This window comes from Streptomyces bottropensis ATCC 25435, from assembly GCF_000383595.1.
GTDB classification, from domain to species: domain Bacteria; phylum Actinomycetota; class Actinomycetes; order Streptomycetales; family Streptomycetaceae; genus Streptomyces; species Streptomyces bottropensis.
On sequence record NZ_KB911581.1, the window covers coordinates 7,994,647 to 8,015,621 of the forward strand.

The 20,975-nt window shown below is 71.2% G+C and carries 18 protein-coding genes and 1 pseudogene; 7 read left to right on the forward strand and 12 right to left on the reverse strand.

Annotated elements, in window-relative coordinates; genetic code table 11:
- Positions 1-271 precede the first annotated feature (271 nt).
- Positions 272-2,011: an LCP family protein gene (locus STRBO_RS0135330; protein WP_005485696.1), complete on the forward strand. Its 1,740-nt coding sequence runs from the start codon at positions 272-274 to the stop codon at positions 2,009-2,011.
- A 64-nt stretch (positions 2,012-2,075) separates the two neighbouring features.
- Here STRBO_RS0135330 and STRBO_RS0135335 read toward each other — a convergent pair whose 3' ends face one another.
- Positions 2,076-3,104 (reverse strand): glycosyltransferase family 2 protein, encoded by a 1,029-nt coding sequence (locus STRBO_RS0135335; protein WP_005485697.1) that lies wholly within the window; start codon positions 3,102-3,104, stop codon positions 2,076-2,078.
- A 108-nt stretch (positions 3,105-3,212) separates the two neighbouring features.
- On the opposite strand from STRBO_RS0135335, the gene STRBO_RS0135340 reads away from it, so the two are divergent.
- On the forward strand, positions 3,213-4,679 hold the full coding sequence (locus STRBO_RS0135340) for an LCP family protein (RefSeq protein WP_237547679.1): 1,467 nt from the start codon (positions 3,213-3,215) through the stop codon (positions 4,677-4,679).
- Between the two features lie 130 nt (positions 4,680-4,809).
- Positions 4,810-6,084 carry an LCP family protein gene (locus STRBO_RS0135345; protein WP_202500070.1) on the forward strand — a complete coding sequence of 425 codons (1,275 nt, stop codon included), beginning with the start codon at positions 4,810-4,812 and terminating at the stop codon, positions 6,082-6,084.
- 71 nt (positions 6,085-6,155) lie between these two features.
- Here the strand turns inward: STRBO_RS0135345 and STRBO_RS0135350 are convergent, their stop codons facing one another.
- Both STRBO_RS0135350 and STRBO_RS0135355 read right to left on the reverse strand, forming a co-directional pair.
- On the reverse strand, positions 6,156-6,521 hold the full coding sequence (locus STRBO_RS0135350) for a four-helix bundle copper-binding protein (protein WP_005485702.1): 366 nt from the start codon (positions 6,519-6,521) through the stop codon (positions 6,156-6,158).
- A 175-nt stretch (positions 6,522-6,696) separates the two neighbouring features.
- Complete coding sequence (locus tag STRBO_RS0135355) at positions 6,697-7,854, reverse strand: acyl-CoA dehydrogenase (RefSeq protein ID WP_005485704.1); 1,158 nt, start codon at positions 7,852-7,854, stop codon at positions 6,697-6,699.
- A 215-nt stretch (positions 7,855-8,069) separates the two neighbouring features.
- Here STRBO_RS0135355 and STRBO_RS0135360 point away from each other — a divergent pair, with 215 nt between their 5' ends.
- Positions 8,070-9,413 (forward strand): UDP-glucose dehydrogenase family protein, encoded by a 1,344-nt coding sequence (locus tag STRBO_RS0135360; RefSeq protein WP_020115593.1) that lies wholly within the window; start codon positions 8,070-8,072, stop codon positions 9,411-9,413.
- Between the two features lie 133 nt (positions 9,414-9,546).
- On the opposite strand, the gene STRBO_RS0135365 is transcribed toward STRBO_RS0135360, so the two are convergent.
- Positions 9,547-10,053: a CGNR zinc finger domain-containing protein gene (locus STRBO_RS0135365; protein ID WP_005485708.1), complete on the reverse strand. Its 507-nt coding sequence runs from the start codon at positions 10,051-10,053 to the stop codon at positions 9,547-9,549.
- A 113-nt stretch (positions 10,054-10,166) separates the two neighbouring features.
- On the opposite strand from STRBO_RS0135365, the gene STRBO_RS0135370 reads away from it, so the two are divergent.
- Positions 10,167-10,529 carry a VOC family protein gene (locus tag STRBO_RS0135370; protein ID WP_005485709.1) on the forward strand — a complete coding sequence of 121 codons (363 nt, stop codon included), beginning with the start codon at positions 10,167-10,169 and terminating at the stop codon, positions 10,527-10,529.
- Between the two features lie 92 nt (positions 10,530-10,621).
- Here STRBO_RS0135370 and STRBO_RS0135375 read toward each other — a convergent pair whose 3' ends face one another.
- The 4 genes from STRBO_RS0135375 to STRBO_RS0135390 all read right to left on the reverse strand — a co-directional run bounded on the left by STRBO_RS0135375 (position 10,622) and on the right by STRBO_RS0135390 (position 14,911).
- Complete coding sequence (locus tag STRBO_RS0135375; RefSeq protein WP_020115594.1) at positions 10,622-11,845, reverse strand: dipeptidase; 1,224 nt, start codon at positions 11,843-11,845, stop codon at positions 10,622-10,624.
- A 166-nt stretch (positions 11,846-12,011) separates the two neighbouring features.
- Positions 12,012-13,199, reverse strand: coding sequence for a dipeptidase (locus STRBO_RS0135380; protein WP_028797027.1), 1,188 nt, complete (start codon positions 13,197-13,199; stop codon positions 12,012-12,014).
- A gap of 51 nt (positions 13,200-13,250) precedes the next feature.
- Positions 13,251-13,775 carry a 5-(carboxyamino)imidazole ribonucleotide mutase gene (gene purE / locus STRBO_RS0135385; RefSeq protein ID WP_005485713.1) on the reverse strand — a complete coding sequence of 175 codons (525 nt, stop codon included), beginning with the start codon at positions 13,773-13,775 and terminating at the stop codon, positions 13,251-13,253.
- Positions 13,772-14,911, reverse strand: coding sequence for a 5-(carboxyamino)imidazole ribonucleotide synthase (locus STRBO_RS0135390; RefSeq protein ID WP_005485715.1), 1,140 nt, complete (start codon positions 14,909-14,911; stop codon positions 13,772-13,774). The genes purE and STRBO_RS0135390 overlap by 4 nt, the downstream gene beginning before the upstream one ends.
- A gap of 263 nt (positions 14,912-15,174) precedes the next feature.
- On the opposite strand from STRBO_RS0135390, the gene STRBO_RS0135395 reads away from it, so the two are divergent.
- Positions 15,175-15,717 carry a GtrA family protein gene (locus STRBO_RS0135395; RefSeq protein ID WP_005485717.1) on the forward strand — a complete coding sequence of 181 codons (543 nt, stop codon included), beginning with the start codon at positions 15,175-15,177 and terminating at the stop codon, positions 15,715-15,717.
- 83 nt (positions 15,718-15,800) lie between these two features.
- On the opposite strand, the gene STRBO_RS0135400 is transcribed toward STRBO_RS0135395, so the two are convergent.
- Positions 15,801-17,069, reverse strand: a complete 1,269-nt coding sequence (locus STRBO_RS0135400; RefSeq protein ID WP_020115595.1) for an ATP-binding protein — start codon at positions 17,067-17,069, stop codon at positions 15,801-15,803.
- A gap of 197 nt (positions 17,070-17,266) precedes the next feature.
- Positions 17,267-17,944: a response regulator transcription factor gene (locus STRBO_RS0135405; RefSeq protein ID WP_028797028.1), complete on the reverse strand. Its 678-nt coding sequence runs from the start codon at positions 17,942-17,944 to the stop codon at positions 17,267-17,269.
- Between the two features lie 146 nt (positions 17,945-18,090).
- Here STRBO_RS0135405 and STRBO_RS40755 point away from each other — a divergent pair.
- Positions 18,091-18,794: pseudogene (locus STRBO_RS40755) on the forward strand (oligopeptide:H+ symporter); the annotation flags it as partial.
- Positions 18,795-18,858: 64 nt separating this feature from the next.
- Here the strand turns inward: STRBO_RS40755 and STRBO_RS0135420 are convergent.
- Positions 18,859-20,049: a hypothetical protein gene (locus tag STRBO_RS0135420; protein WP_005485723.1), complete on the reverse strand. Its 1,191-nt coding sequence runs from the start codon at positions 20,047-20,049 to the stop codon at positions 18,859-18,861.
- A gap of 13 nt (positions 20,050-20,062) precedes the next feature.
- Complete coding sequence (locus STRBO_RS0135425; RefSeq protein ID WP_005485724.1) at positions 20,063-20,788, reverse strand: hypothetical protein; 726 nt, start codon at positions 20,786-20,788, stop codon at positions 20,063-20,065.
- Positions 20,789-20,975 lie beyond the last annotated feature (187 nt).

A 20,975-nucleotide genomic window follows, 5' to 3' on the forward strand; every position in this document is an offset into this window, starting at 1 on the left:
CGGGGCCATGGCGCGTCTAGTACGACGCGAACAGTCGAGAAGAACGTCGGTGACTCACCGGGCGGGCGCGGGAACGCGTCCGGCCGGTCGGTTCTGATGTCTCGTGATGCCGTGGGCGGCCGGTGCCGCCGTACCGACCCGTGTCCGCATGTCGTCCGGTCGGAACGTATGACGCGTTCAACAGAACATGAGTACATCCCAGTCGGGGTCTCGACAGTCCAACAGGCGGCGGGGGCGGCCCCGTCACGGCAGGGTGGGGAGGGGCAGGGAGATGGTACGCAGTGACGTGCGCGGGGACGGGGGGCAGCCGCGTGTCGAGGAACCCGGCGAGCAGGAGGGGGACCTGGAGCCGCGGGGCGACGCGTCCGGCTCGGACGACGGTGCGTCCGGCTCGGACGACGGTGCGTCCGGCTCGGACGACGGTGTCTCCGGCTCGGGCGGTGACGCGGACGTCAAGGTCCCCGAGCAGCGCCGGGGGAACCGGCGCGCCGGGGGCGGTGGGGGCCGGGGGCGCGCGAAGACCGCCGCGAAGCCCCGGCGCAGACGGGTGCTGCGCTGGTCGGCGACGATCCTGGCGGTGGTGATACTCGGCACCGCGGGTGCCGGTTATCTCTACTACCAGCACCTCAACGGCAACATCAAGAAGGAGAAGCTGAACCTCGGCGAGACGAAGATCGCCGAGCCGACGCCGAACGCGGCCGGCCAGACCCCGCTGAACATCCTGCTCATCGGCTCGGACGCGCGGGACACCGCGGAGAACCAGAAGCTCGGCGGCGCCCGGGACACCTTCGACGGCCCGCCGCTGGCCGACGTGCAGATGCTCCTGCACCTGTCCGCGGACCGCAGCAACATGTCGGTCGTCAGCATGCCCCGCGACACCCTGCTCGACATCCCCAAGTGCACCGACCCGGACAGCGGCGAGGTGTACGGGGCGCTCACCTACACGATGACCAACCAGTCGCTGGAGCGCGGCGGTCCCGGCTGCACGGTCGCCACCTGGGAGAAGCTGACCGGCATCCGTATCGACCACTTCATGATGGTCGACTTCTCCGGTGTGGTGTCGATGGCCGACGCGATCGGTGGTGTGCCGGTGTGCGTGACCGCCAACATCGAGTCCAAGGACAGCCAGGGCCACGGCTCCGGGCTGAAGCTGGAGAAGGGCATCACGTACGTCAAGGGCAAGCAGGCCCTGCAGTGGCTGCGCACCCGGTACGGCTTCGAGGACGGCAGCGACATCGCGCGGGCCAAGGCCCAGCACCAGTACATGAACTCGATGGTCCGCGAGCTGCGCGCGAACGCCACGATCAGCAACCCGAACAAGCTGCGCAAGCTCGCCGAGGAGGCCACCGAGTCCCTCACCGTCGACGAGGGCCTCGGTGACGTCGCCGCGCTCTACGACCTCAGCACGGAGCTGCGCAAGGTCGAGCCGGCCCGGATCACGATGACGACGATGCCGTTCACGTACGTCGGCGCGCGCGTCGTGCCGAAGGAGGGCGACGCGGAGAAGCTGTTCCGGCTGGTGCGGGAGGACATCGCCCTGGACGGCAAGGACAAGAAGAAGGCGGCCGTCGAGGAGGCCGGCTCCGACGACCCGGCGGCGGCCGAGGACGAGATCGGCGTGCTGGTGCGCAACGGCACCATGACCTCCACCCTCGCGCCGGTCAGTGGCCGCGCGCACACGGTGTCGCAGCTGCTCGTCGAGGAGGGCTTCGCCAAGTCCACGTCCGACTCGACCACCGCGGTCGTCGAGGACAAGACGGTCGTGCGCTATCCGAGCGCCGAGCTGGAGGGCGACGCCCAGGCGGTCGCCAAGGCCCTCGGCATCCCGCTGACACAGGTGGAGAAGTCCACCGAGGTCAGCGGAGTCACACTGCTCGTCGGCGCCGACTGGCGCGAGGGCACGACGTACAAGGCCGCGAAGGCGGACGACCGGACGCCGAAGTCGGCGGACGCGCTGAACGGGGCGAAGACGGACGCCTGCATGGAGGTCAACCCGGCCTTCAGCTGGTAGGTCCCGCACACGCCTCGGGCCCCTCTCGCGAACGGGAGGGGCCCGAGGCGTACGTCCTTCGTGCTCAGCTCTCGGCGAGCACCGCCGGGCGGCGGGAGGCGATGACCTTGCGCGCCAGGGACTTGGGGCTGGTGAGGAAGCCGAAGCCCCAGGACATGTGCATGGTGGCGAGGGCGACCGGGATCTGGAGCCGGGCCTTGAGCGGCAGCCCCCTGCCCGCCGGGACCGACCCGGCGACGATCGCGGCGAGATAGCCGCCGGGGACCAGGAAGCCCAGCGGGGTCAGCAGGGCACCCACCAGGACACCGGCCACGATCGCGCACACCGCGGTCGGCGGGGCGAGATAGCGCAGGTTGATGGAGCCCTCGTGGTAGCGGGCGACGACGTGCCGCCAGCGCCCGTAGTCCTTGTACTGCTTGGCGAGCGCCTTGACGCTCGGCCGCGGCCGGTACGACACCCGCAGCTCGGGCGAGAACCAGATGAGGCCACCCGCCTCGCGGATGCGGAAGTTCAGCTCCCAGTCCTGGGCGCGGACGAACTCCACGTTGTAGCCGTCCTGCCGCTCCAGCGCCTCGCGCCGGAAGACCCCCAGATAGACCGTCTCCGCGGGACCGGCCTGGCCGCCCGTGTGGAAGGCCGCGTTGCCGACGCCGATCTTCGAGGTCATGGCGGCGGCGACCGCGTGCTCCCAGTCGTTCTCGCCCTCGGCGTGCATGATGCCGCCGACGTTCTGCGCGCCGGTCTCCTCCAGGAGCCGTACGGCGGTGGCGATGTAGTTCGGCGAGAGGATGCCGTGGCCGTCGACACGGACCACGATCGGGTGGCGGGAGGCCTTGATCGCGGCGTTGAGCGCGGCGGGCGTACGACCGGTGGGGTTGGGGACGGTGTGCACGCGCGGGTCCTCGGCCACGAGCGCGGCGGCGATCTCGTCCGTGCGGTCCGTGGACGGACCGAGGGCGATCACGACCTCCGTCTCGCCGGCGTACTCCTGCGCGAGGATCGCTTGGACGGCTCCGCGCAGATGCCGCTCCTCGTTGAGGACGGGCATGATCACGGACACGGCGGGGAGCTGCGCGTCGGGCTTGGCGTTCATAGAGGCCTCACGTTACCGCGAACGGGGGACACCGACGCGCGCCGCCCGGTCGCGTGGACGGGCCGCCGATGCCGGGGCCCTACGGTGCTCAGGGTTCCCCGACTCCCCATGACCGGTCTCGCGGAGGTGTCCCCCGTGTCCACACCGCCCCGCCGTCCAGCTCGTCCGCAGCAGCCCCGGCCTCCCGTACGCCCCAGGCGGCGGAGCTGGGCCATGCGGGCGGTGACCACGCTCTCCGTGGTGGTGCTGGCCGCCGCGGGTATCGGGCACGCGGTGGTGACCCGCCTGGACAGCGAGATCAAGCGGGTCGACGCCTTCAAGGACATGAAGAACCGTCCCGAGGCGGGTCACGGCATGAACGTCCTGCTGGTGGGCACCGACGGCCGCGACCGGATCAGCGAGGAGGAGCGGCGCAGGTACCGGCTCGGCGGCGCCCCCTGCCACTGCACGGACACGATGATGATCGTGCACATCTCGGAGGACCGGGAGCGGGCGAGCGTGGTGAGCCTGCCGCGCGACTCGTACGCCGAGACGCCCGCGCGGACCGACCGCGCCACCGGCAAGGCCCACCGGGGCCATCCGATCAAGCTGAACGCGGCCTACGCGGAGGGCGGGCCCCAGCTCACCGTGCGGACGGTCGAGCACATGACCAAGGTGAAGATCGACCACTACGTCGAGGTCGACTTCACCAGCTTCATGCGCACGGTCGACGTCCTCGGCGGCGTCAAGATCTGCACCGCCGAACCCCTCAAGGACTCCTACACCGGCCTCGACCTGACCGCCGGCACCCATGAGCTGGACGGCGGCCAGGCGCTGCAGTACGTCCGTTCCCGGCACGCCGACGGCTCCTCCGACCTCGGCCGTATGAAGCGCCAGCAGCGGTTCATGGCCTCGTTGATGTCCCAGGCGACCTCCTCCGGCGTCCTGCTCAACCCGATGAAGTTCCGCGACATCACCCAGGCCGTCCTCGGGTCCGTCCGCGCCGACAAGGAGTTCGGCACCGGCGAGCTGATCGACCTCGGCCGCGCGATGCGCAACCTCACGCCCGCCTCCTCCGAATTCACCACCGTGCCCATCGGACGCATGGGGTACGCCGTCAAGGGCATCGGCTCGACCCTCAAGTGGGACGACACGAAGGCCGCTCGGCTGTTCGAGGCCCTGCGCGACGACCGGCCCCTCGCCCCCTACAAGGCGCGCGCCCGCCACACCCTCGTCGACGTCGCCCCCCAGCAGATCCGCGTCCAGGTCGAGAACGGCACGGCGGTCGCCGGTCTCGGCAGGAAGGTGGACCGCCAGCTGGCCGCCACCGGCTTCCGCACCACGAGGACCCCGGTCAACGCCCCCCGGCAGGACGTCCACCGCACGGTCGTCGTCTACGACCCCCGCTGGGACCGCTCCGCCCATTCCCTCGCGACCGCCCTCCCGGGCGCGGAACTGCGTCCGGTGCGAGCCCAGGGGCCCACCCTCAGGGTCGTCGCCGGCACGGACTTCAAGCAGGTCCGCAAGGTGCGGGCGGAGAACCCCGGGCAGGGCGAGTCGGGCGTGGTACGGGGCGACCAGGTCTCGTGCCCGTGAGCCTCGCGATCGTTCGAAGCGTCCGCTCCCCTACAAAACCGTGCAATTTGTGTCGGCTTCGCAACAGCCCTGCCTTTGTTTTTCATCGACCCTTGTAAAGGGCATGGCCGGACCCGGCACACTGGGGCGCATGAACGATTGGCCCGAGGGATGGTCCGGCAACAACCGCGGCGGCGACTTCGCCCAGCCCGACGGTCCGCGTGTGATGCGCCAGGTCCGTCGCGGCCCGTCGGCACCCCCGCAGGGTGGTGTGCCCCAGCAGCCGTCGTACGGCGACGCCTACGGTGACGGCTACGGCAACAGCGGCCCCGACCAGTACGGCGGCGGCCACACCAGCGACTACAACACCGGCCAGGTCTACGGCTCCGGCGGCGTCGGCGGTGCGGGCGGCCACGGCGGCGGCCGGGGCGACCGTCCCGCGCCGGACTGGCGGCGGCGCATCAAGCTGACGGCGATCACGGTCACCGTGGTGGTGCTCGCGACGACGATCGGCACGTACTTCTGGGCCGACTCCAAGCTGAACCGCGAGGTCGACCTGTCGAAGGTCATCGACCGGCCGGAGGCGGGCGAGGGCACCAACTACCTGATCGTCGGCTCCGACAGCCGTGAGGGCCTGTCCGCCGACCAGAAGAAGGAGCTCCACACCGGGTCCGCCGACGGCAAGCGCACGGACTCGATGATGATCCTGCACACCGGGTCCAACGGTCCGACGCTGGTCTCGCTGCCGCGTGACTCCAACGTCACGATCCCGACGTTCGTCGGCTCCGAGTCCGGCAAGACGTTCAAGGGCACCGGCCGCCAGGTCAAGCTGAACGCGGCCTACGCGGAGGACGGGCCCGAGCTGCTGGTCCGCACCGTGGAGGCCAACACGGGCCTGCACATCGACCACTACGTGGAGATCGGCTTCGCGGGCTTCGCGAACATCGTCGACGCGGTCGGCGGCGTGGAGATCGACATCCCCAAGGGCGGTCTGAAGGACACCAAGTCCGGCGCCGACTTCGAGGCGGGCAAGCAGACGCTGAACGGCGAGCAGTCCCTCGCCTTCGTCCGCACCCGCTACGCCCTCCAGCGCAGCGACCTGGACCGTACGAAGAACCAGCAGAAGTTCCTCGCGGCCCTCGCCAGCCAGACGGCGACGCCGAGCACGATCCTGAACCCCTTCAAGCTGTACCCGACGATGAGCGCGGGCCTGGACACCCTGATCGTCGACAAGGACATGGGCCTGTTCGACCTGGCCGACATGTTCTGGGCGATGAAGGGTGTGACGGGCGGCGACGGCAAGTCCATGAACATGCCGATCTCGGGCAACGCCGGCAACGGCAACCTCCAGTGGAACACCGAGAAGGTGAAGCAGCTGGTGGAGCAGTTGAAGAACGACGAGACGGTGACGGTGTCCGACAGCTGACCCGCACCGCGTGGCGGAGGGGCACCCCGGTGACGGGGTGCCCCTTCGTCGTGTCCGGCGTACGCGTGGGGTCAGGCGGTCGCGCCCGCCATCGTCCGGCACGTCTCGGAGCAGCGTCGACACGCCTCGGCGCAGCGCATCATCTGCTGATCGTCCGGCATGGACATACACGCCTCGGCGCACATGTCACAGGCGCGGGCGCACATCGCGCACATCTCGGCGGACAGCGGCGAGCGCCGCATCATCATGTCCGCGCACATACGGGTCATCTCGGCGCAGTCCATCAGGGCGCGCATGATCTGCATCTGTGCCTGGCCGCCGGCCTGCATGCAGGAGCTCATGGTCTCCTCGCACATGCTGTGGCACGTCATGCAGGCGTTGACGCACTCCTGCATCTCCTTGCTCATCGCGGTCATGGCTCCGGCGTGCTGCGTCATGGCTCCTCCTGGGGGTGTGGGAGCGGGGTCCGGGGTGGACCCCGTGCACTTCCGTCCTACGCCCGACCGCCCCTGTCCGCCATCGGGCGGACGGAAACAGTCCGCCCCATCCGTCCCCTAAGGCAACAGCCCCCGGCAGGGTGCCGGGGGCTGTGCACGGGCTGCGCCGAAGGGGTTACGGCAGGTTGCGGGCCATCACGATCCGCTGGACCTGGTTGGTGCCCTCGTATATCTGCGTGATCTTGGCGTCGCGCATCATCCGCTCGACCGGGTAGTCGCGCGTGTAGCCGTAGCCGCCGAGGAGCTGGACGGCGTCGGTGGTGACCTCCATGGCGACGTCCGAGGCGAAGCACTTGGCGGCGGCGCCCTGGAAGGTGAGGTCCTTGTCGCCGCGCTCGGACTTGGCGGCGGCCTGGTAGGTCAGGGCGCGGGCGGCCTCGATCTTCATGGCCATGTCGGCGAGCATGAACTGGATGCCCTGGAAGTCGGCGATCGGCTTGCCGAACTGCTTGCGCTCCTGGACGTAGCCCTTGGCGTAGTCGAGGGCGCCCTGGGCGACACCGAGGGCCTGGGCGGCGATGGTGATGCGGGTGTGGTCCAGGGTCTTCATCGCCGTGGCGAAGCCGGTGCCCTCCTCGCCGATCATGCGGTCGGCGGGGATGCGGACGTTGTCGAGGTAGACCTCGCGGGTCGGGGAGCCCTTGATGCCGAGCTTCTTCTCCGGGGCGCCGAAGGAGACGCCCTCGTCGGACTTCTCGACGACGAAGGCGGAGATGCCCTTGGAGCGCTTGTCCGGGTCCGTGACGGCCATGACCGTGTAGTAGTCGGAGACGCCCGCGTTGGTGATCCAGCGCTTCACGCCGTTGAGGATCCAGTGGTCGCCGTCGCGGACCGCGCGGGTCTTCATGCCGGCCGCGTCGGAGCCGGCGTCCGGCTCGGAGAGGCAGTACGAGAACATCGCGTCGCCCTTGGCGAGCGGGCCCAGGTACTTCTTCTTCAGCTCCTCGGAGCCGGAGAGGATCACGGGCAGCGAGCCGAGCTTGTTGACGGCCGGGATGAGGGAGGAGGACACGCAGGCGCGGGCCACCTCCTCGATCACGATGACCGTGGCGAGCGCGTCGGCACCGGCGCCGCCGTACTCCTCGGGCACGTGCACGGCGTGCAGGTCGCCTGCGACGAGCGCGTCCAGCGCCTCCTGCGGGAAGCGGGCCTCCTCGTCCACGGCGGCGGCGTGGGGCGCGATCTTCGCCTCGGCGAGGGCGCGGATCGCGTCGCGGAGCATGTCGTGCTCGTCGGACGGGCGGTACAGGTCGAAATCAGCCGATCCGGCCAAGGTCTCTCACGCTCCTGACGCTAACTACCGTTAAGTAACCCAATTTTAGTGGTCCGCCCACGCGAGTGATACGTGAGCTTGACGACAGGCCGCCACTCCGGGTGATCTGCCCGATGAAGGGCTCGAACACGCCCCGACTATGCTCGTGCAGCGCCACGACAGAGCATGTGCGACACATCTTCGACACCCTCGGCCGGACATCCCAGGAGCACCCCATGGCCCTCAAGATCACCGTGATCGGCACCGGCTACCTCGGCGCGACCCACGCCGCCGCCTTGGCCGAGCTGGGGTTCGAGGTGCTCGGGCTGGATGTCGTCGAGGAGAAGATCGACATGCTCCGGCGGGGCGAGGTCCCGATGTACGAGCCGGGGCTGGAGGAGCTGCTGCGGGGGCATGTCGCCGGGATCGAGGGGTCCAGCGGACGGCTGCGCTTCACGACCGACTACGCCGAGGTCGCGGCCTTCGGCGACATCCACTTCGTCTGTGTGAACACCCCGCAGCGGCACGGCGAGTACGCCTGTGACATGTCCTACGTCGACGCGGCCTTCGCCTCGCTCGCCCCGCATCTGACCGGCCCGGCCCTGGTCGTCGGCAAGTCGACGGTGCCGGTGGGGTCCGCCGACCGGCTGGCCGCGTATCTCGCGGAGCACGCGCCCGCCGGGGCCGACGCCGAGCTGGCCTGGAACCCCGAGTTCCTGCGCGAGGGCTTCGCCGTGAACGACACGCTGCACCCGGACCGGATCGTGGTGGGCGTGCGGAGCGACAAGGCCGAGAAGCTGCTGCGGGAGGTGTACGCGACGCCGGTGACCGAGGGCTCCCCCTTCGTCGTCACCGACTTCCCGACCGCCGAGCTGGTGAAGACCTCCGCGAACTCCTTCCTCGCCACCAAGATCTCCTTCATCAACGCCATGGCGGAGGTGTGCGAGGCCGCCGGGGGCGATGTCGCCAAGCTGGCGGAGGCCATCGGGCACGACGACCGGATCGGGAAGAAGTTCCTGCGGGCCGGTATCGGCTTCGGCGGGGGCTGTCTGCCGAAGGACATCCGGGCGTTCATGGCCCGCGCCGGTGAGCTGGGCGCGGACCAGGCGCTCACGTTCCTGCGCGAGATCGACTCCATCAACATGCGCCAGCGCGGTCAGATGGTGGAGCTGGCCCGGCAGGCGCTGGGCGGCGGTTCGTTCCTGGGCAAGCGGGTCGCCGTGCTCGGCGCCACCTTCAAGCCCGACTCCGACGACGTACGCGACTCCCCCGCCCTCAACGTTGCCGGGCAGATCCACCTCCAGGGCGGCCAGGTCACCGTCTACGACCCCAAGGGCATGGAGAACGCCCGGCGGCTCTTCCCGACGCTCGGGTACGCCGACTCCGCGCTCGCGGCCGTGCGGAACGCCGACATCGTGCTGCATCTGACGGAGTGGCGCGAGTTCCGTGAGCTGGACCCGGCGGCGCTGGGCGAGGTCGCGTCGACCCGGCTCGTGCTGGACGGGCGCAACGCCCTCGACCCGGAGCTGTGGCGCCGGGCGGGGTGGACGTACCGGGCGATGGGGCGGCCGACGGCGTAAGGGCCGTATCCAGGACTCGGCGGCGGAGCCTTGAGCAGAGACAGGGCGACGCCGCTCCGGCCGAGGCTCAGTCGGCCGGAACGACGTCTTCCCGCATTCTCCACCGTTCCGGCGGCCGGTGGGGGCGAAGCGCTTACTTCGCCCGGTAGCGGCGCATCTTCGCGCGGGCGCCGCACACCTGCATCGAGCACCAGCGGCCCCGTCCGGCCGGGCTGCGGTCGTAGTACGCCCAATGGCAGTCGGGGGCCTCGCAGGCCTTGAGGCGCTGCCAGGTGCCCGCCATGAGGGCCTCGGCGACGGCCGCGGCCACGCGGGAGACGAGCGGCGCCGGGTCGGCGGCGGGGCGCAGGGCCGCGGAGCCGTCCTCGGCCGAGACCGCGACGACCAGGGGCGCGGCGGCCAGCAGCTCGCCGAGCGGGGTCACCGTGCGGTGCGGCGCGTGACCGGCGTGGGCCAGCAGGGTCGCCCGGAGGGACTCCCGCAGGTCGCGTACGGCCGTGACGTCGTCGTCGGCCGCCAGGCCCAGGCGGACCCGTCCTTCCGGGGCGTCCAGCGTGTCGGCGCCCGTCTCCAGGTCCAGCGTGTTCACCAGGCTCTCGACGAGGGCCAGGCCGCCGGGGGCGGACGCTCTCTCACTCATGCCGACGACGTTACCTCTGACAGGGGTGCATGAGGTAACCGTTACTGGTTACTCTCCTCTAGAGGTAACCGCAGCAACCGAAGTCACGCGCACCAACGAGCAAGGAGAAGGCCATGGCCATCGCCAAGCTGGATGTCGTCGTCCTGGACTGCCCCGACCCGGCCGCGCTCGCCGGTTTCTACGCCGAGGTGGTCGGCGGGAAGGTCAGCGGGGAGGGGGAATGGGTGGATCTGGAGGTGCCGGGCGGGGGTGTGCGGCTGGCGTTCCAGCAGGCGCCCGGGTTCGTGCCACCGCAGTGGCCCTCGGCGGAGCGCTCGCAGCAGTTCCACCTCGACCTCGACGTGGAGGACATGGACGCGGCGGAGAAGGAGGTGCTGGCGCTGGGGGCGACGGTGCTGGACGCCGAGGACCGCGAGCGGGGGTTCCGGGTGTACGCGGACCCCGCGGGGCATCCGTTCTGTCTGTGCCGGAGCTGATGACGCCGTAGGGGCCCGAGCCCCCGCAGCACCGACAGCCCCGACAGCGTTCCCGCGCCCCTGCGCCGTCCGGCAGGGGCGCGGGTCGGCGGTCAGCCGTCCAGCTCCGCGATCCTCGCCGTCGACGCCTCGCGGCGGTCCCGTGCCGCTCGCGCCGTGAAGTCGGCGGTGCGCAGGACCCGTTGGACGTTGCCCCAGGTGAGCAGGGCGAGGTCGGCCTCGGACCAGTTCCGGTGCATGAGTTCGTCGACGAGGCGGGGGTAGCAGGAGGCGTCGGTGAGGTCCTGGGGGTGGGCGGCGCCGGAGTCGTAGGTGCCGGAGAGGCCGACGCACTCGGGGCCGGCGATCGCGCGGACGTGGTCGAGGTGGTCGGCGACGTCGCGGACGGACGGGCCGGTCTGCTCGGCGGTGAGCGGCACCATGCACAGGCCCCGCGCCTCGCCCAGCGCGGCGAGGAGGTCGTCGGGGAGGTTGGCGGCGTGGGGCCGCAGGGCGTGCGCCGCCGAGCGGGTGCACACGACCGGCGCGCGGGAGAGCGCGAGTGTCCGGCGGACGGTCGCCTCACCGGCACCGGAGAGGTCGGCGAGGACGCCGATGCGGTTCATCTCGCGGACCACCTCCTCGCCGAACCTGGTCAGCCCCGACTCGCTCGCCCAGGACGCGCCGGCCAGGGTGAGGGCCTTCAGGCCGAGCGCGTGCAGCGAGCGCAGGATGCCCAGGGAGTCGCCGATCGCCGGTGCTCCGGCGGGGCCGAGCAGCACGGCGACACGGCCGCAGTTGCGGGCGTCGGTGGTCTCCCCCGCGCTGTTCACCAGCCGCAGGCCCTCGGGGTGGGCGTGGACGACCGTCCGGACCAGGTCCAGCTGCTCCAGCGTGGCGTCGACGGCCCGCTCGCCCGCCGGGCCCTCCGGGAGGTGCAGCGACCAGAACAGCGCGCCGATGTGGCCCTTGCGCATCCGCGGCACATCGGTGTCCACACCGCCCTCGCCCAGCTCCAGGTCGTACCGGGGCAGCTGCCGCAGCACCCAGGGCAGTCCGCTGTAGCCGTCGGCCACGGGGTGGGCGGCCAGGAAGGCGTGTGCCTCGGCCAGCTCCGAGGAGGGCTCGGCGGTCCGGGCCGTGGCGGCGTCGGTGGCGGGCGGGGTGGCCGCCGCGCCGTCGTCGTCGGGTCGGCTGCCGTCGCCGGGGGCTATGGGCTCCGCACCCGGCGGGTGGTGGCCGCGTTTCGGCGCGGGCTCGGCGCGGGTGGGGTCGGGGGGCGTGTCGAGTTCGCCGGCCTCCCCCGCGGCTTGCAGTTCGTCCTGCAGATCTGCCATGGCGGACCTCCGTAGCCGTTGGGTGATCGCAGTACTCGTCACCGTGGCACGGGGGCCGCCCGCCTTCCTGGTGGGTGGGGCGTTCGGGTTGTACGGCGGCGCCGGGGCCGCCGTACGCCACCCGGGTGACGGCCGGGCCGCGCCCGGGGTCACCCGTCCGGCCGTGTCACCCGTCCAGCTGCTCCGGCGTCGCGTTCGACGGGCCCGTGCGGGCCTGGAGGTCCCGGGCCACGTCCTCTGCCGCGCCCAGCACCCGGACCGCGTTGCGCCAGGTCAGCTTGGCCAGGTCGGTCCGGGACCAGCCGCGGTCGAGCAGCTCGGCGATCAGGTGCGGGTAGCAGGAGACGTCGCCCAGGCCGTCCGGGGTGAAGGCCGTGCCGTCGTAGTCGCCGCCGATGCCGAGGTGGTCGATGCCGGCGACCTCGCGCATGTGGTCGAGATGGTCGGCGACCGTGGACACCGTGGCGACCGGGCGGGGGGTCCGCTCCTCGAAGGCGCGGTGGACCGCCATCGCCTCCGGCGTGGTGTCGAGGTGGTGCAGACCGTGGGCCCGCATGTTCTCGTCGGCGGCGGCCGTCCAGTCCACGGCGGCCTGGAGCACGAACTTCGGCACGAACGTCACCATCGCCACTCCCCCGTTGGCCGGGAGCCGCTCCAGGACGTCGTCCGGGATGTTGCGGGGGTGGTCGCAGACCGCCCGCGAGGAGGAGTGGGAGAAGATCACCGGGGCGACGGACGTGTCGAGCGCGTCGCGCATCGTCGTCGCGGCGACGTGCGAGAGGTCGACGAGCATGCCCTCGCGGTTCATCTCCCGCACGACCGCCCGGCCGAAGGCCGACAGACCGCCGACCGCGGCCTCGTCGGTCGCGGAGTCCGCCCAGGGGATGTTGTCGTTGTGGGTGAGCGTCATGTAGCGCACGCCGAGCGCGTACAGCGCCCGCAGGGTGGCGAGGCTGCTGTCGATGGAGTGGCCGCCCTCGGCGCCCATCAAGGAGGCGACACGGCCCTCGGCGCGGGCCGCCTCCATGTCGGCGGCGGTCAGCGCGGCCCGCAGCTCGGCGGGGTAACGGTCGATCAACTGCCGTACGCAGTCGATCTGTTCGAGGGTGGCGGACACCGCTCTGGGCAGGAACGCCGCGTCCGAGGGCACGTAGACCGACCAGAACTGCGCACCAACCCCGCCCGCGCGCAGCCGCGCCAGATCGGTGTGCAGGAACGCGCTCTGATCGATGGCGATGTCCCGCGCGTCGAGGTCGTAGCGGACCTGCTCGCGCAGCGCCCAGGGCAGGTCGTTGTGCCCGTCCGCGACCGGGAACTCCCGCAGCAGCTCCCGGGCCGCCTCCAGTGATGCCATGTCCATGCCCCTATCCCCCGTGTCCCCCGTGGTCCCCGTCATCCCTGGCGTCTACTTCCCGAAGCCGAAACCGCCGCCGGCTCCCTCGACCTTGTTGCGCAGGCGCTTGCCCTTCTCGGTGGCCTGGTCGTTCAGCTCCTGCTGGAACTCCCGCATGCGGCCGAGGAGTTCCTCGTCCTGGGTGGCCAGGATGCGCGCGGCCAGCAGACCTGCGTTGCGGGCCCCGGCGACGGAGACCGTGGCGACGGGCACACCGGCCGGCATCTGCACGATCGACAGCAGGGAGTCCATGCCGTCGAGGTACTTCAGCGGCACGGGCACGCCGATGACCGGCAGCGGGGTCACGGACGCGAGCATGCCGGGCAGATGGGCGGCGCCGCCCGCACCCGCGATGATCACCTTGACGCCCCGGCCCGCGGCCTCCTCGCCGTAACGGATCATCTCGCGCGGCATCCGGTGCGCGGAGACGACGTCGACCTCGTACGCGATCTCGAACTCGTCGAGGGCCTGCGCGGCGGCCTCCATGACGGGCCAGTCGGAGTCCGACCCCATGACGATGCCTACGACCGGGCTCATTCTGTGATCGTGCCTCTCAGGTAACCGGCGGCGTGACGGGCGCGCTCCAGCACGTCGTCGAGGTCGTCGCCGTAGGTGTTCACGTGACCGACCTTACGGCCGGGCTTCACGTCCTTGCCGTACATGTGGATCTTGAGCTTGGGGTCGCGGGCCATGCAGTGCAGGTACGCGGAGTACATGTCGGGGTAGTCGCCGCCGAGGACGTTGACCATGACGGTCCACCTCGCGCGCGGGCGCGGGTCGCCCAGCGGCAGGTCGAGGACGGCCCGTACGTGGTTGGCGAACTGCGAGGTGATCGCGCCGTCCTGGCTCCAGTGGCCGGAGTTGTGGGGGCGCATGGCCAGCTCGTTGACGAGGATGCGTCCGTCGCGGGTCTGGAACAGCTCGACGGCCAGGTGGCCGACGACGTCCAGTTCCTTGGCGATGCGCAGGGCCATCTCCTCGGCCCTGAGGGCGAGTGCCTCGTCCAGGTCGGGGGCGGGCGCGATGACGGTGTCACAGACGCCGTTCACCTGCCGCGACTCCACGACCGGGTACGCGACGGCCTGGCCGTGCGGCGACCGCACGACATTGGCGGCCAGCTCCCGCACGAAGTCGACCTTCTCCTCAGCGAGGACCGGGACCCCGGCGCGGAACGGCTCGGCTGCGTCCTCGACGGAGCGGACGACCCAGACGCCCTTGCCGTCGTAGCCGCCGCGGACCGTCTTGAGGATGACCGGAAATCCCCCACTCTCGGCGGCGAACGCGGCCACGTCCTCGGGGTCCGCGACGATGCGGTGCCGTGGACAGGGCACGCCGATCGCGTCGAGCCGCGCCCGCATCACACCCTTGTCCTGGGCGTGCTGGAGCGCGTCGGGACCCGGGCGCACGGGGATGCCGTCCGCCTCCAGAGCCCGTAGGTGCTCGGTGGGTACGTGTTCGTGATCGAAGGTGATCACGTCGCAGCCCTGCGCGAACGCACGCAGCGTGTCGAGGTCGCGGTAGTCGCCGATGACGACATCGCCGACGACCTGCGCCGCGGAATCCTGAGGGGTGTCACTGAGGAGCTTGAACCTGATGCCGAGCGGGATGCCCGCCTCGTGTGTCATACGAGCGAGCTGCCCCCCGCCGACCATGCCGACTACCGGGAACGTCACGCCCCCAGGGTATCGGCCATGGAATCGGCCACTCCCGGGTGCCCGATTTCCCCGCCGTTTTCCCCACCGGACCGCCCCAGGACCGGCCCCGGACCTCCTTGGCACCCCGGCTGTGAGCTTCCGCACAGGCATTGCCCAGGGGCGCTGGTTAGCATTGCTGAACCAGTTGATTTCGACCGAAGATCAACTCATTTCGGACGGGGCAGCGACCGGCTGACCACCGGCACGACACCGACCGGACCGAGTGACGGGGGCCGCACACGATGGGAAGTACCAGCTCGGGGCCCGATACGAGGCCCCGCGGCGCCCTGCGCCGCCGGATCGACCTGCTCGTACGCGAGGTCGCCAAGTTCGGCGCGGTGGGCGGTGTGGGGCTGCTGGTCAACCTCGCGGTGTTCAACCTCGTACGGCACATCACCGACCTGCAGGTCGTCCGGGCCAGCGTCATAGCGACGGTCGTCGCGATCGCGTTCAACTACGTCGGGTTCCGCTACTTCACGTACCGGGAGCGCGACAAGAGCGGCCGTACGAAGGAGCTGTCGCTGTTCCTGCTGTTCAGCGCGGTCGGACTGGTGATCGAGAACGGCGTGCTCTACACGGCCACCTACGGCTTCGGCTGGGACAGCCCGCTGCAGTCCAACGTCTTCAAGTTCCTCGGCATCGGCGTCGCGACCCTGTTCCGGTTCTGGTCGTACCGCACCTGGGTGTTCCGGGCGCTCCCGGCCCGCGAGGCGGTGGCGAGCGCGCAGTCGTTCCTGGAGACGGAGGCCACCCATCCGCCCGCGGTCACGGGAAAGCGCCGCTGAGACCGCGGAGAGCCGCCGAAGGCCGCTGAGAGCCTGAGGGCCGTGACGGCCGCCGAGGGCCGCACCCCGGCGGGCGCGGCGCCCTAGCGGACCGGCCGGTCGTCGCCGGACGGCGTGCGCACCGGCGTACGGGACAGGAACAGCCCGAACACCGGCGGCTGCGCCTGGAGCATCTCCAGGCGCCCCCCGTCGGCCTCCGCGAGGTCACGCGCGACGGCCAGCCCGATGCCCGTGGAGTTGCGGCCGCTGATCGCCCGCTCGAAGATCCGCGCCCCGAGTTCGGCGGGCACGCCCGGCCCCTCGTCGGTGACCTCGATCACCGCCTGGTTCCCGATGACGCGGGTGCGCAGGGCCACCGTGCCGCCGCCGTGCATGAGCGAGTTCTCGATCAGCGCGGCCAGCACCTGCGCGACCGCGCCCGGCGTGCCCACGGCCTGCAGATGCCGCTTGCCCGAGCTGACGACGGCCCGCCCGGCGCTGCGGTAGGCCGGCCGCCACTCCTCCAGCTGCTGCTTGATCACCTCGTCCAGCTCGAAGGAGACGGCCGAGCCGTTGCGGGGGTCGCGGGAGTTGGTGAGCAGCCGTTCCACGACGTCCGTGAGGCGCTCGACCTGGGTGAGCGCGATGTGCGCCTCCTCCTTCACCGTGGCGAGGTCGTCGGTGAGGGTGATCTCCTCCAGCCGCATCGACAGCGCGGTCAGCGGCGTACGCAGCTGGTGGGAGGCGTCCGCCGCGAGGCGCCGCTCAGCAGTCAGCATGCGGCCGATGCGCTCGGCGGAGGCGTCCAGGACGTCCGCGACCCGGTCCAGCTCGGGGACGCCGTACCGCTTGTGGCGGGGGGGCGGGTCGCCGGAGCCGAGCCGTTCGGCGGTCTCGGCGAGATCGGTGAGCGGGGAGGCGAGGCGGTTGGCCTGGCGTACGGCGAGCAGGACCGCGGCGATGACGGCGAGCAGGGCGACCGCCGCGATGATCAGCAGCGTGCGGCCGACCTCGCGGCTGACCGCCGAGCGGGACTCCTCGACGGTGACGGTCTCGTCCTTCTCGCCCCTGGCCTCGTGGCGGATGACGTCGCCGACGGGCTTCTCGCCGATCTCGATCGTGCTCTGCCCGGGGATCTCGATGCGGGCGTAGCGCTGGTCGCCGACCTGGTCCCGCAGGACCTCGGCGGTGATCCGCTCGTCGCCGATGATGCGGCTGTCCACGATGCTCGTCAGCTGCACCGCCTCGGACTCCACCCGTTCCTGGGCGCTGTTGCTGATCGTGCGGGTCTCGACGATGACGAGGGAGACCCCGAAGACGGCGATGACGACGAGGACCACGGCGAGGGTGGACTGGATGAGACGGCGGCGCACGGTGCCCTCCGGACGGGGCGGGGTGTTTTACGTGGTCCGGGGTGCCGCTGCCTTGGGCGGCACCCGGGCCGGGGGCTGGACGGGGGTGGGTGGCGCCCACCGGCGCGGACGGGGTGACGCTCGCGCCCCCGTGGCGCCCCGGCGACGCGCGGGCGCGCGGCCGGGACGACGGGGTGGGCGGCCGTCCCGGCCGGGTTCTAGTTCTTCTCGAACCGGAACCCGACGCCTCGCACGGTCGCGATGTACCGCGGATTCGCCGCGTCGTCGCCCAGCTTCTTGCGCAGCCAGGAGATGTGCATGTCGAGGGTCTTGGTCGAGGACCACCACGTGGTGTCCCAGACCTCGCGCATCAACTGGTCGCGGGTGACGACCCGGCCCGCGTCGCGCACGAGCACCCGCAGCAGGTCGAACTCCTTGGCCGTGAGCTGGAGCTCCTCGTCGCCCATCCACGCCCGGTGCGACTCGACGTCGATCCGCACCCCGTGGGTGGCGGGCGGCTGCGCCGGCTCCGCGGCGCCGCGCCGGAGCAGGGCCCGCACACGGGCCAGCAACTCGGCGAGCCGGAAGGGCTTGGTGACGTAGTCGTCGGCGCCCGCGTCGAGGCCGACGACGGTGTCCACCTCGTCGGCGCGCGCGGTCAGGATGAGGATCGGCACGGTGTGGCCCTCGGCGCGCAGCCTGCGGGCCACCTCCAGGCCGTCCATGCCGGGCAGCCCCAGGTCCAGGACGACCAGGTCGACGCCACCTTGCATACCGGCGTCCAGCGCGGTGGGGCCGTCCTCACGGACCTCCACCTCGTACCCCTCCCGGCGCAGTGCGCGAGCCAACGGCTCCGAGATGGACGCGTCGTCCTCGGCGAGCAGTACACGGGTCATGGGGTGATGGTAGTCCGCCGAGAACCGCAGGTGGAGGGTGATCGGCAAGCACGATTCACACCTTGCCCGAGGGTTCTCTTACCTGCCCACGGCATGGTCCATGGCGGCGGGCGTTTCGTCCCGCGATCGCATGAAGATCCGCGCCGCCGTGCGGCGTCGCGTGCAGGGTGAAGGGCGACAAGGAACTGACCACCGCCGAGCAGTCGAAGATGACCGGCTACATCTGGTTCTTCGTCGCCGCCGCCGTGTTCTGGATGATCTACGACCAGGGCGCCTCCACGGTCCAGGCCTTCGGCTCGAACGATCAGAAGGTGGCCGGCTCACTGCTGGCTTCGAGTTCCCGACCTCCTGGTACCAGTCGCTGAACCCGCTGTTCATCATGGCCCTGGCCCCGGTGTTCGCCTGGCTCTGGCTGTGGCTGAACCGGCAGGGCAGGGAGCCGAGCACGGCCGTGAAGTTCGCGATGGCGCTGGTGCTCATCGGCGTCTCGTTCTTCTTCTTCCTGATCCCGCTGGGGATGGCGGCGGACGGCACCCCGGCCGGCCCGATGTGGCTGGTGGGCATCTACTTCATCCAGACCGTCGGCGAGCTGTGTCTCTCCCCGGTCGGCCTGTCGGTGACGACGAAGATGGCCCCGGCCAAGTACGCCGGCCAGATGATGGGCGTGTGGTTCCTCGCCGTCACCGCGAGCGACTCCATCACCGGCCTGCTCTCCAACCCGGCCGTCGGCGGCTTCGACCTCAGCGGCACGGGCATGGTCGCCGTCGAGGCCACGCTCGCGGTCCTCGCCGGTCTCGCGATCTACATGTACCGCAGGAAGGTCAGGGCCCTCACGGGCGACGTCAACTGATCCCGCACCGGCCGATCCACGGGAAGGGGCCGCCGCACCTCCGGGTGCGGCGGCCCTATACGTGTCACTGACGTGTCGCCCCAGGGCGGATGGCCGTGTCGGTCTCGGCTTCCGTGCCGGTTTCGGTGCCCGTGTCCGTGCCTGGGCCCGTGTCCATGTCCGTGCCTGGACCTGTGTCCGTGTCCGGTGTGAACCACGGCAGGGCCGGGGTCGGGGGCGGGGCCGTACGTGAGGGGGAGGGCGTGCGGGGGTGTGCGTGGGCGGCGGTCGAGGGGCTCGGCCGGGGCACCCACGCGGGGAGCCTCGGCCGGCGCCTCCGCCCCTCGGGAGCCTCGCGCGCCGGGCGTGCCCGGTCGACCGCCGCCATCCCGACCCGGAACAGCGTCGCCGGTACGACGAGGCAGAGCATCAGCCAGAAAAGGGTGACGCCCCAGGGGCGGCCCACGGTCCACGGCTGTTCGGCGAGGACCCTGCCGCCGTACTTGAGGGAGACGGAGTAGTCGCCGTGCGCTCCGGCGGCGAGGTCGACGGGCAGGGTGATCCGGGCCTTGCCGCCCGGCCGGATCGTCCCGCGCCAGCGCTGTTCCTCCCAGCGTGGCGCGAACACGCCGTGGGAGGTGCCGACCTGGAAGACGGGGTTCCTGACCGATGAGGTGCCGACGTTGCCGACGGTGAGGACCAGTTCACGGGCGGGCGGCGCGCCGAACCAGGTCAACAGCCCGCCGGAACCCGTCAGTCGAGCGTCCCTCAGCAACGAGAGCTGTCCGCCGGTCGCCTCCCTCGGCAACGGTTCGACCGAGTGCCCGGCGACCTGGAAGGCAGTGTCGGCCGCCGCCTTCGGGCCCGTGATGGTGGAGACGTGCACGACACACGGACACGGCACCGGGGGCTCGGACACCGGCAGCTCCCGGCGGAAGCGGCCCTCGTCATCGGCGGTGACGGCCCGCCCGTCGGCGTTGGCACAGGAGTCGGTGCCGTCGGGCACCCCCCGCGCCGGCGTGGACCGGCCGCAGATCAGCACCATCAGGATCGCCTTCGGCCGCCAGCCACCACCGGTCACGGTGACCGAACCGCCGGTGCCGGCCTGCGACTTGGACAGCTTCACAGTCGGCCTGTCCGCGGCCTGCGCGCTCCCGCCGCCGCCGACGGGCGTCAAGAGCACGACGACGAGGGCGAGCACCACCGTGAGCGCCGAGATCCGCGGGGTGGGGTCGTGTGTCGGGTGCGCCGCCGGGCCCGGCCGCCTTGTGATCACGTTCCGGCTCCCGTCAGCGACGTACCGCCTGGTTCCTGCGTGTCACCCACAGAGTCCCCGCCGCGCCCGCGAGCAGCACCGTGCCGCCGAGCGTTCCGAGAGCGACCGCGGAATCCAGGGGGCCGGTCTGCGGAAGCTCACCGCCCGAGCCGCCCGAGCCGCCGGTGGCGGAACCGCCTCCCGTAGCGCCCGAGGTGCCCCCGCTTCCGGCGGTGACGTCCAGGGTCAGCGAGGGTCCGGGCTCGTTCCCCGGGGTGCAGGTCGTCACCGTGCCGAGGGCCTTGATGGTGAGCACACCCGCGGTGAAGTCGACCTTGCCGGTCTTCTTCGGGGTATACGTACCGCTCAGGTCATTGATCTTGATGGGTGTGTTGGCCGGGATCGCCTCCTGGTTCGCCGGCCCGGTCACCGTGAGCGTCCCGCTGTCGGCCCCGCCCAGCACGATCGTGGCGCTCGGCGTCATCGCGCCCTTGCCCAGCTCGACCGGGCTGGACGACACGCCCTTCTGCCACGACATCGTGATCTTGTAGCCGTCGCCGCTCTCCACACCCTTGATGTCGATCGGCGACACCGCGGACTTGTCCCCGATGGGCGTCTTGCAGTTGTACTCGACGTCCACGACCTCGGCATGGGCCACCGGGGCGGCCATCAGCACCGCTGAGCCGGCCAGGGCCGCGAGGGACGCGAGCGCGGCGGTTCGTTTCTGGTACGTCCGGTACGACACCTCGGCACCCCACATTTCTGACGGAACATCAGATCGGCGGCTCAAGGTACGCCGGGGCCCGTGGAGAAGGAAGACACACGCAGGGTTCGGATGAGTGTCGATGAACCGGTGAGGCTCCACGCCGGCGAAAGTCCGCCGGTTCACCGGGGACGGGTTCGCCGATCCATGGCGACGGCCGCACCGATCCAGGGCGACAGGTTCG

What these genes read in the sequence shown, in the direction of transcription:
- STRBO_RS0135330 (WP_005485696.1), top strand. Translation starts at nt 272, where the DNA reads ATGGTACGCAGTGACGTGCGCGGGGACGGGGGGCAGCCGCGTGTCGAG.
- STRBO_RS0135335 (WP_005485697.1), bottom strand. Translation starts at nt 3,104, where the DNA reads ATGAACGCCAAGCCCGACGCGCAGCTCCCCGCCGTGTCCGTGATCATG.
- STRBO_RS0135340 (WP_237547679.1), top strand. Translation starts at nt 3,213, where the DNA reads ATGACCGGTCTCGCGGAGGTGTCCCCCGTGTCCACACCGCCCCGCCGT.
- STRBO_RS0135345 (WP_202500070.1), top strand. Translation starts at nt 4,810, where the DNA reads ATGAACGATTGGCCCGAGGGATGGTCCGGCAACAACCGCGGCGGCGAC.
- STRBO_RS0135350 (WP_005485702.1), bottom strand. Translation starts at nt 6,521, where the DNA reads ATGACGCAGCACGCCGGAGCCATGACCGCGATGAGCAAGGAGATGCAG.
- STRBO_RS0135360 (WP_020115593.1), top strand. Translation starts at nt 8,070, where the DNA reads ATGGCCCTCAAGATCACCGTGATCGGCACCGGCTACCTCGGCGCGACC.
- STRBO_RS0135365 (WP_005485708.1), bottom strand. Translation starts at nt 10,053, where the DNA reads ATGAGTGAGAGAGCGTCCGCCCCCGGCGGCCTGGCCCTCGTCGAGAGC.
- STRBO_RS0135370 (WP_005485709.1), top strand. Translation starts at nt 10,167, where the DNA reads ATGGCCATCGCCAAGCTGGATGTCGTCGTCCTGGACTGCCCCGACCCG.
- STRBO_RS0135375 (WP_020115594.1), bottom strand. Translation starts at nt 11,845, where the DNA reads ATGGCAGATCTGCAGGACGAACTGCAAGCCGCGGGGGAGGCCGGCGAA.
- STRBO_RS0135380 (WP_028797027.1), bottom strand. Translation starts at nt 13,199, where the DNA reads ATGGCATCACTGGAGGCGGCCCGGGAGCTGCTGCGGGAGTTCCCGGTC.
- purE (WP_005485713.1), bottom strand. Translation starts at nt 13,775, where the DNA reads ATGAGCCCGGTCGTAGGCATCGTCATGGGGTCGGACTCCGACTGGCCC.
- STRBO_RS0135395 (WP_005485717.1), top strand. Translation starts at nt 15,175, where the DNA reads ATGGGAAGTACCAGCTCGGGGCCCGATACGAGGCCCCGCGGCGCCCTG.
- STRBO_RS0135405 (WP_028797028.1), bottom strand. Translation starts at nt 17,944, where the DNA reads ATGACCCGTGTACTGCTCGCCGAGGACGACGCGTCCATCTCGGAGCCG.
- STRBO_RS0135425 (WP_005485724.1), bottom strand. Translation starts at nt 20,788, where the DNA reads ATGTGGGGTGCCGAGGTGTCGTACCGGACGTACCAGAAACGAACCGCC.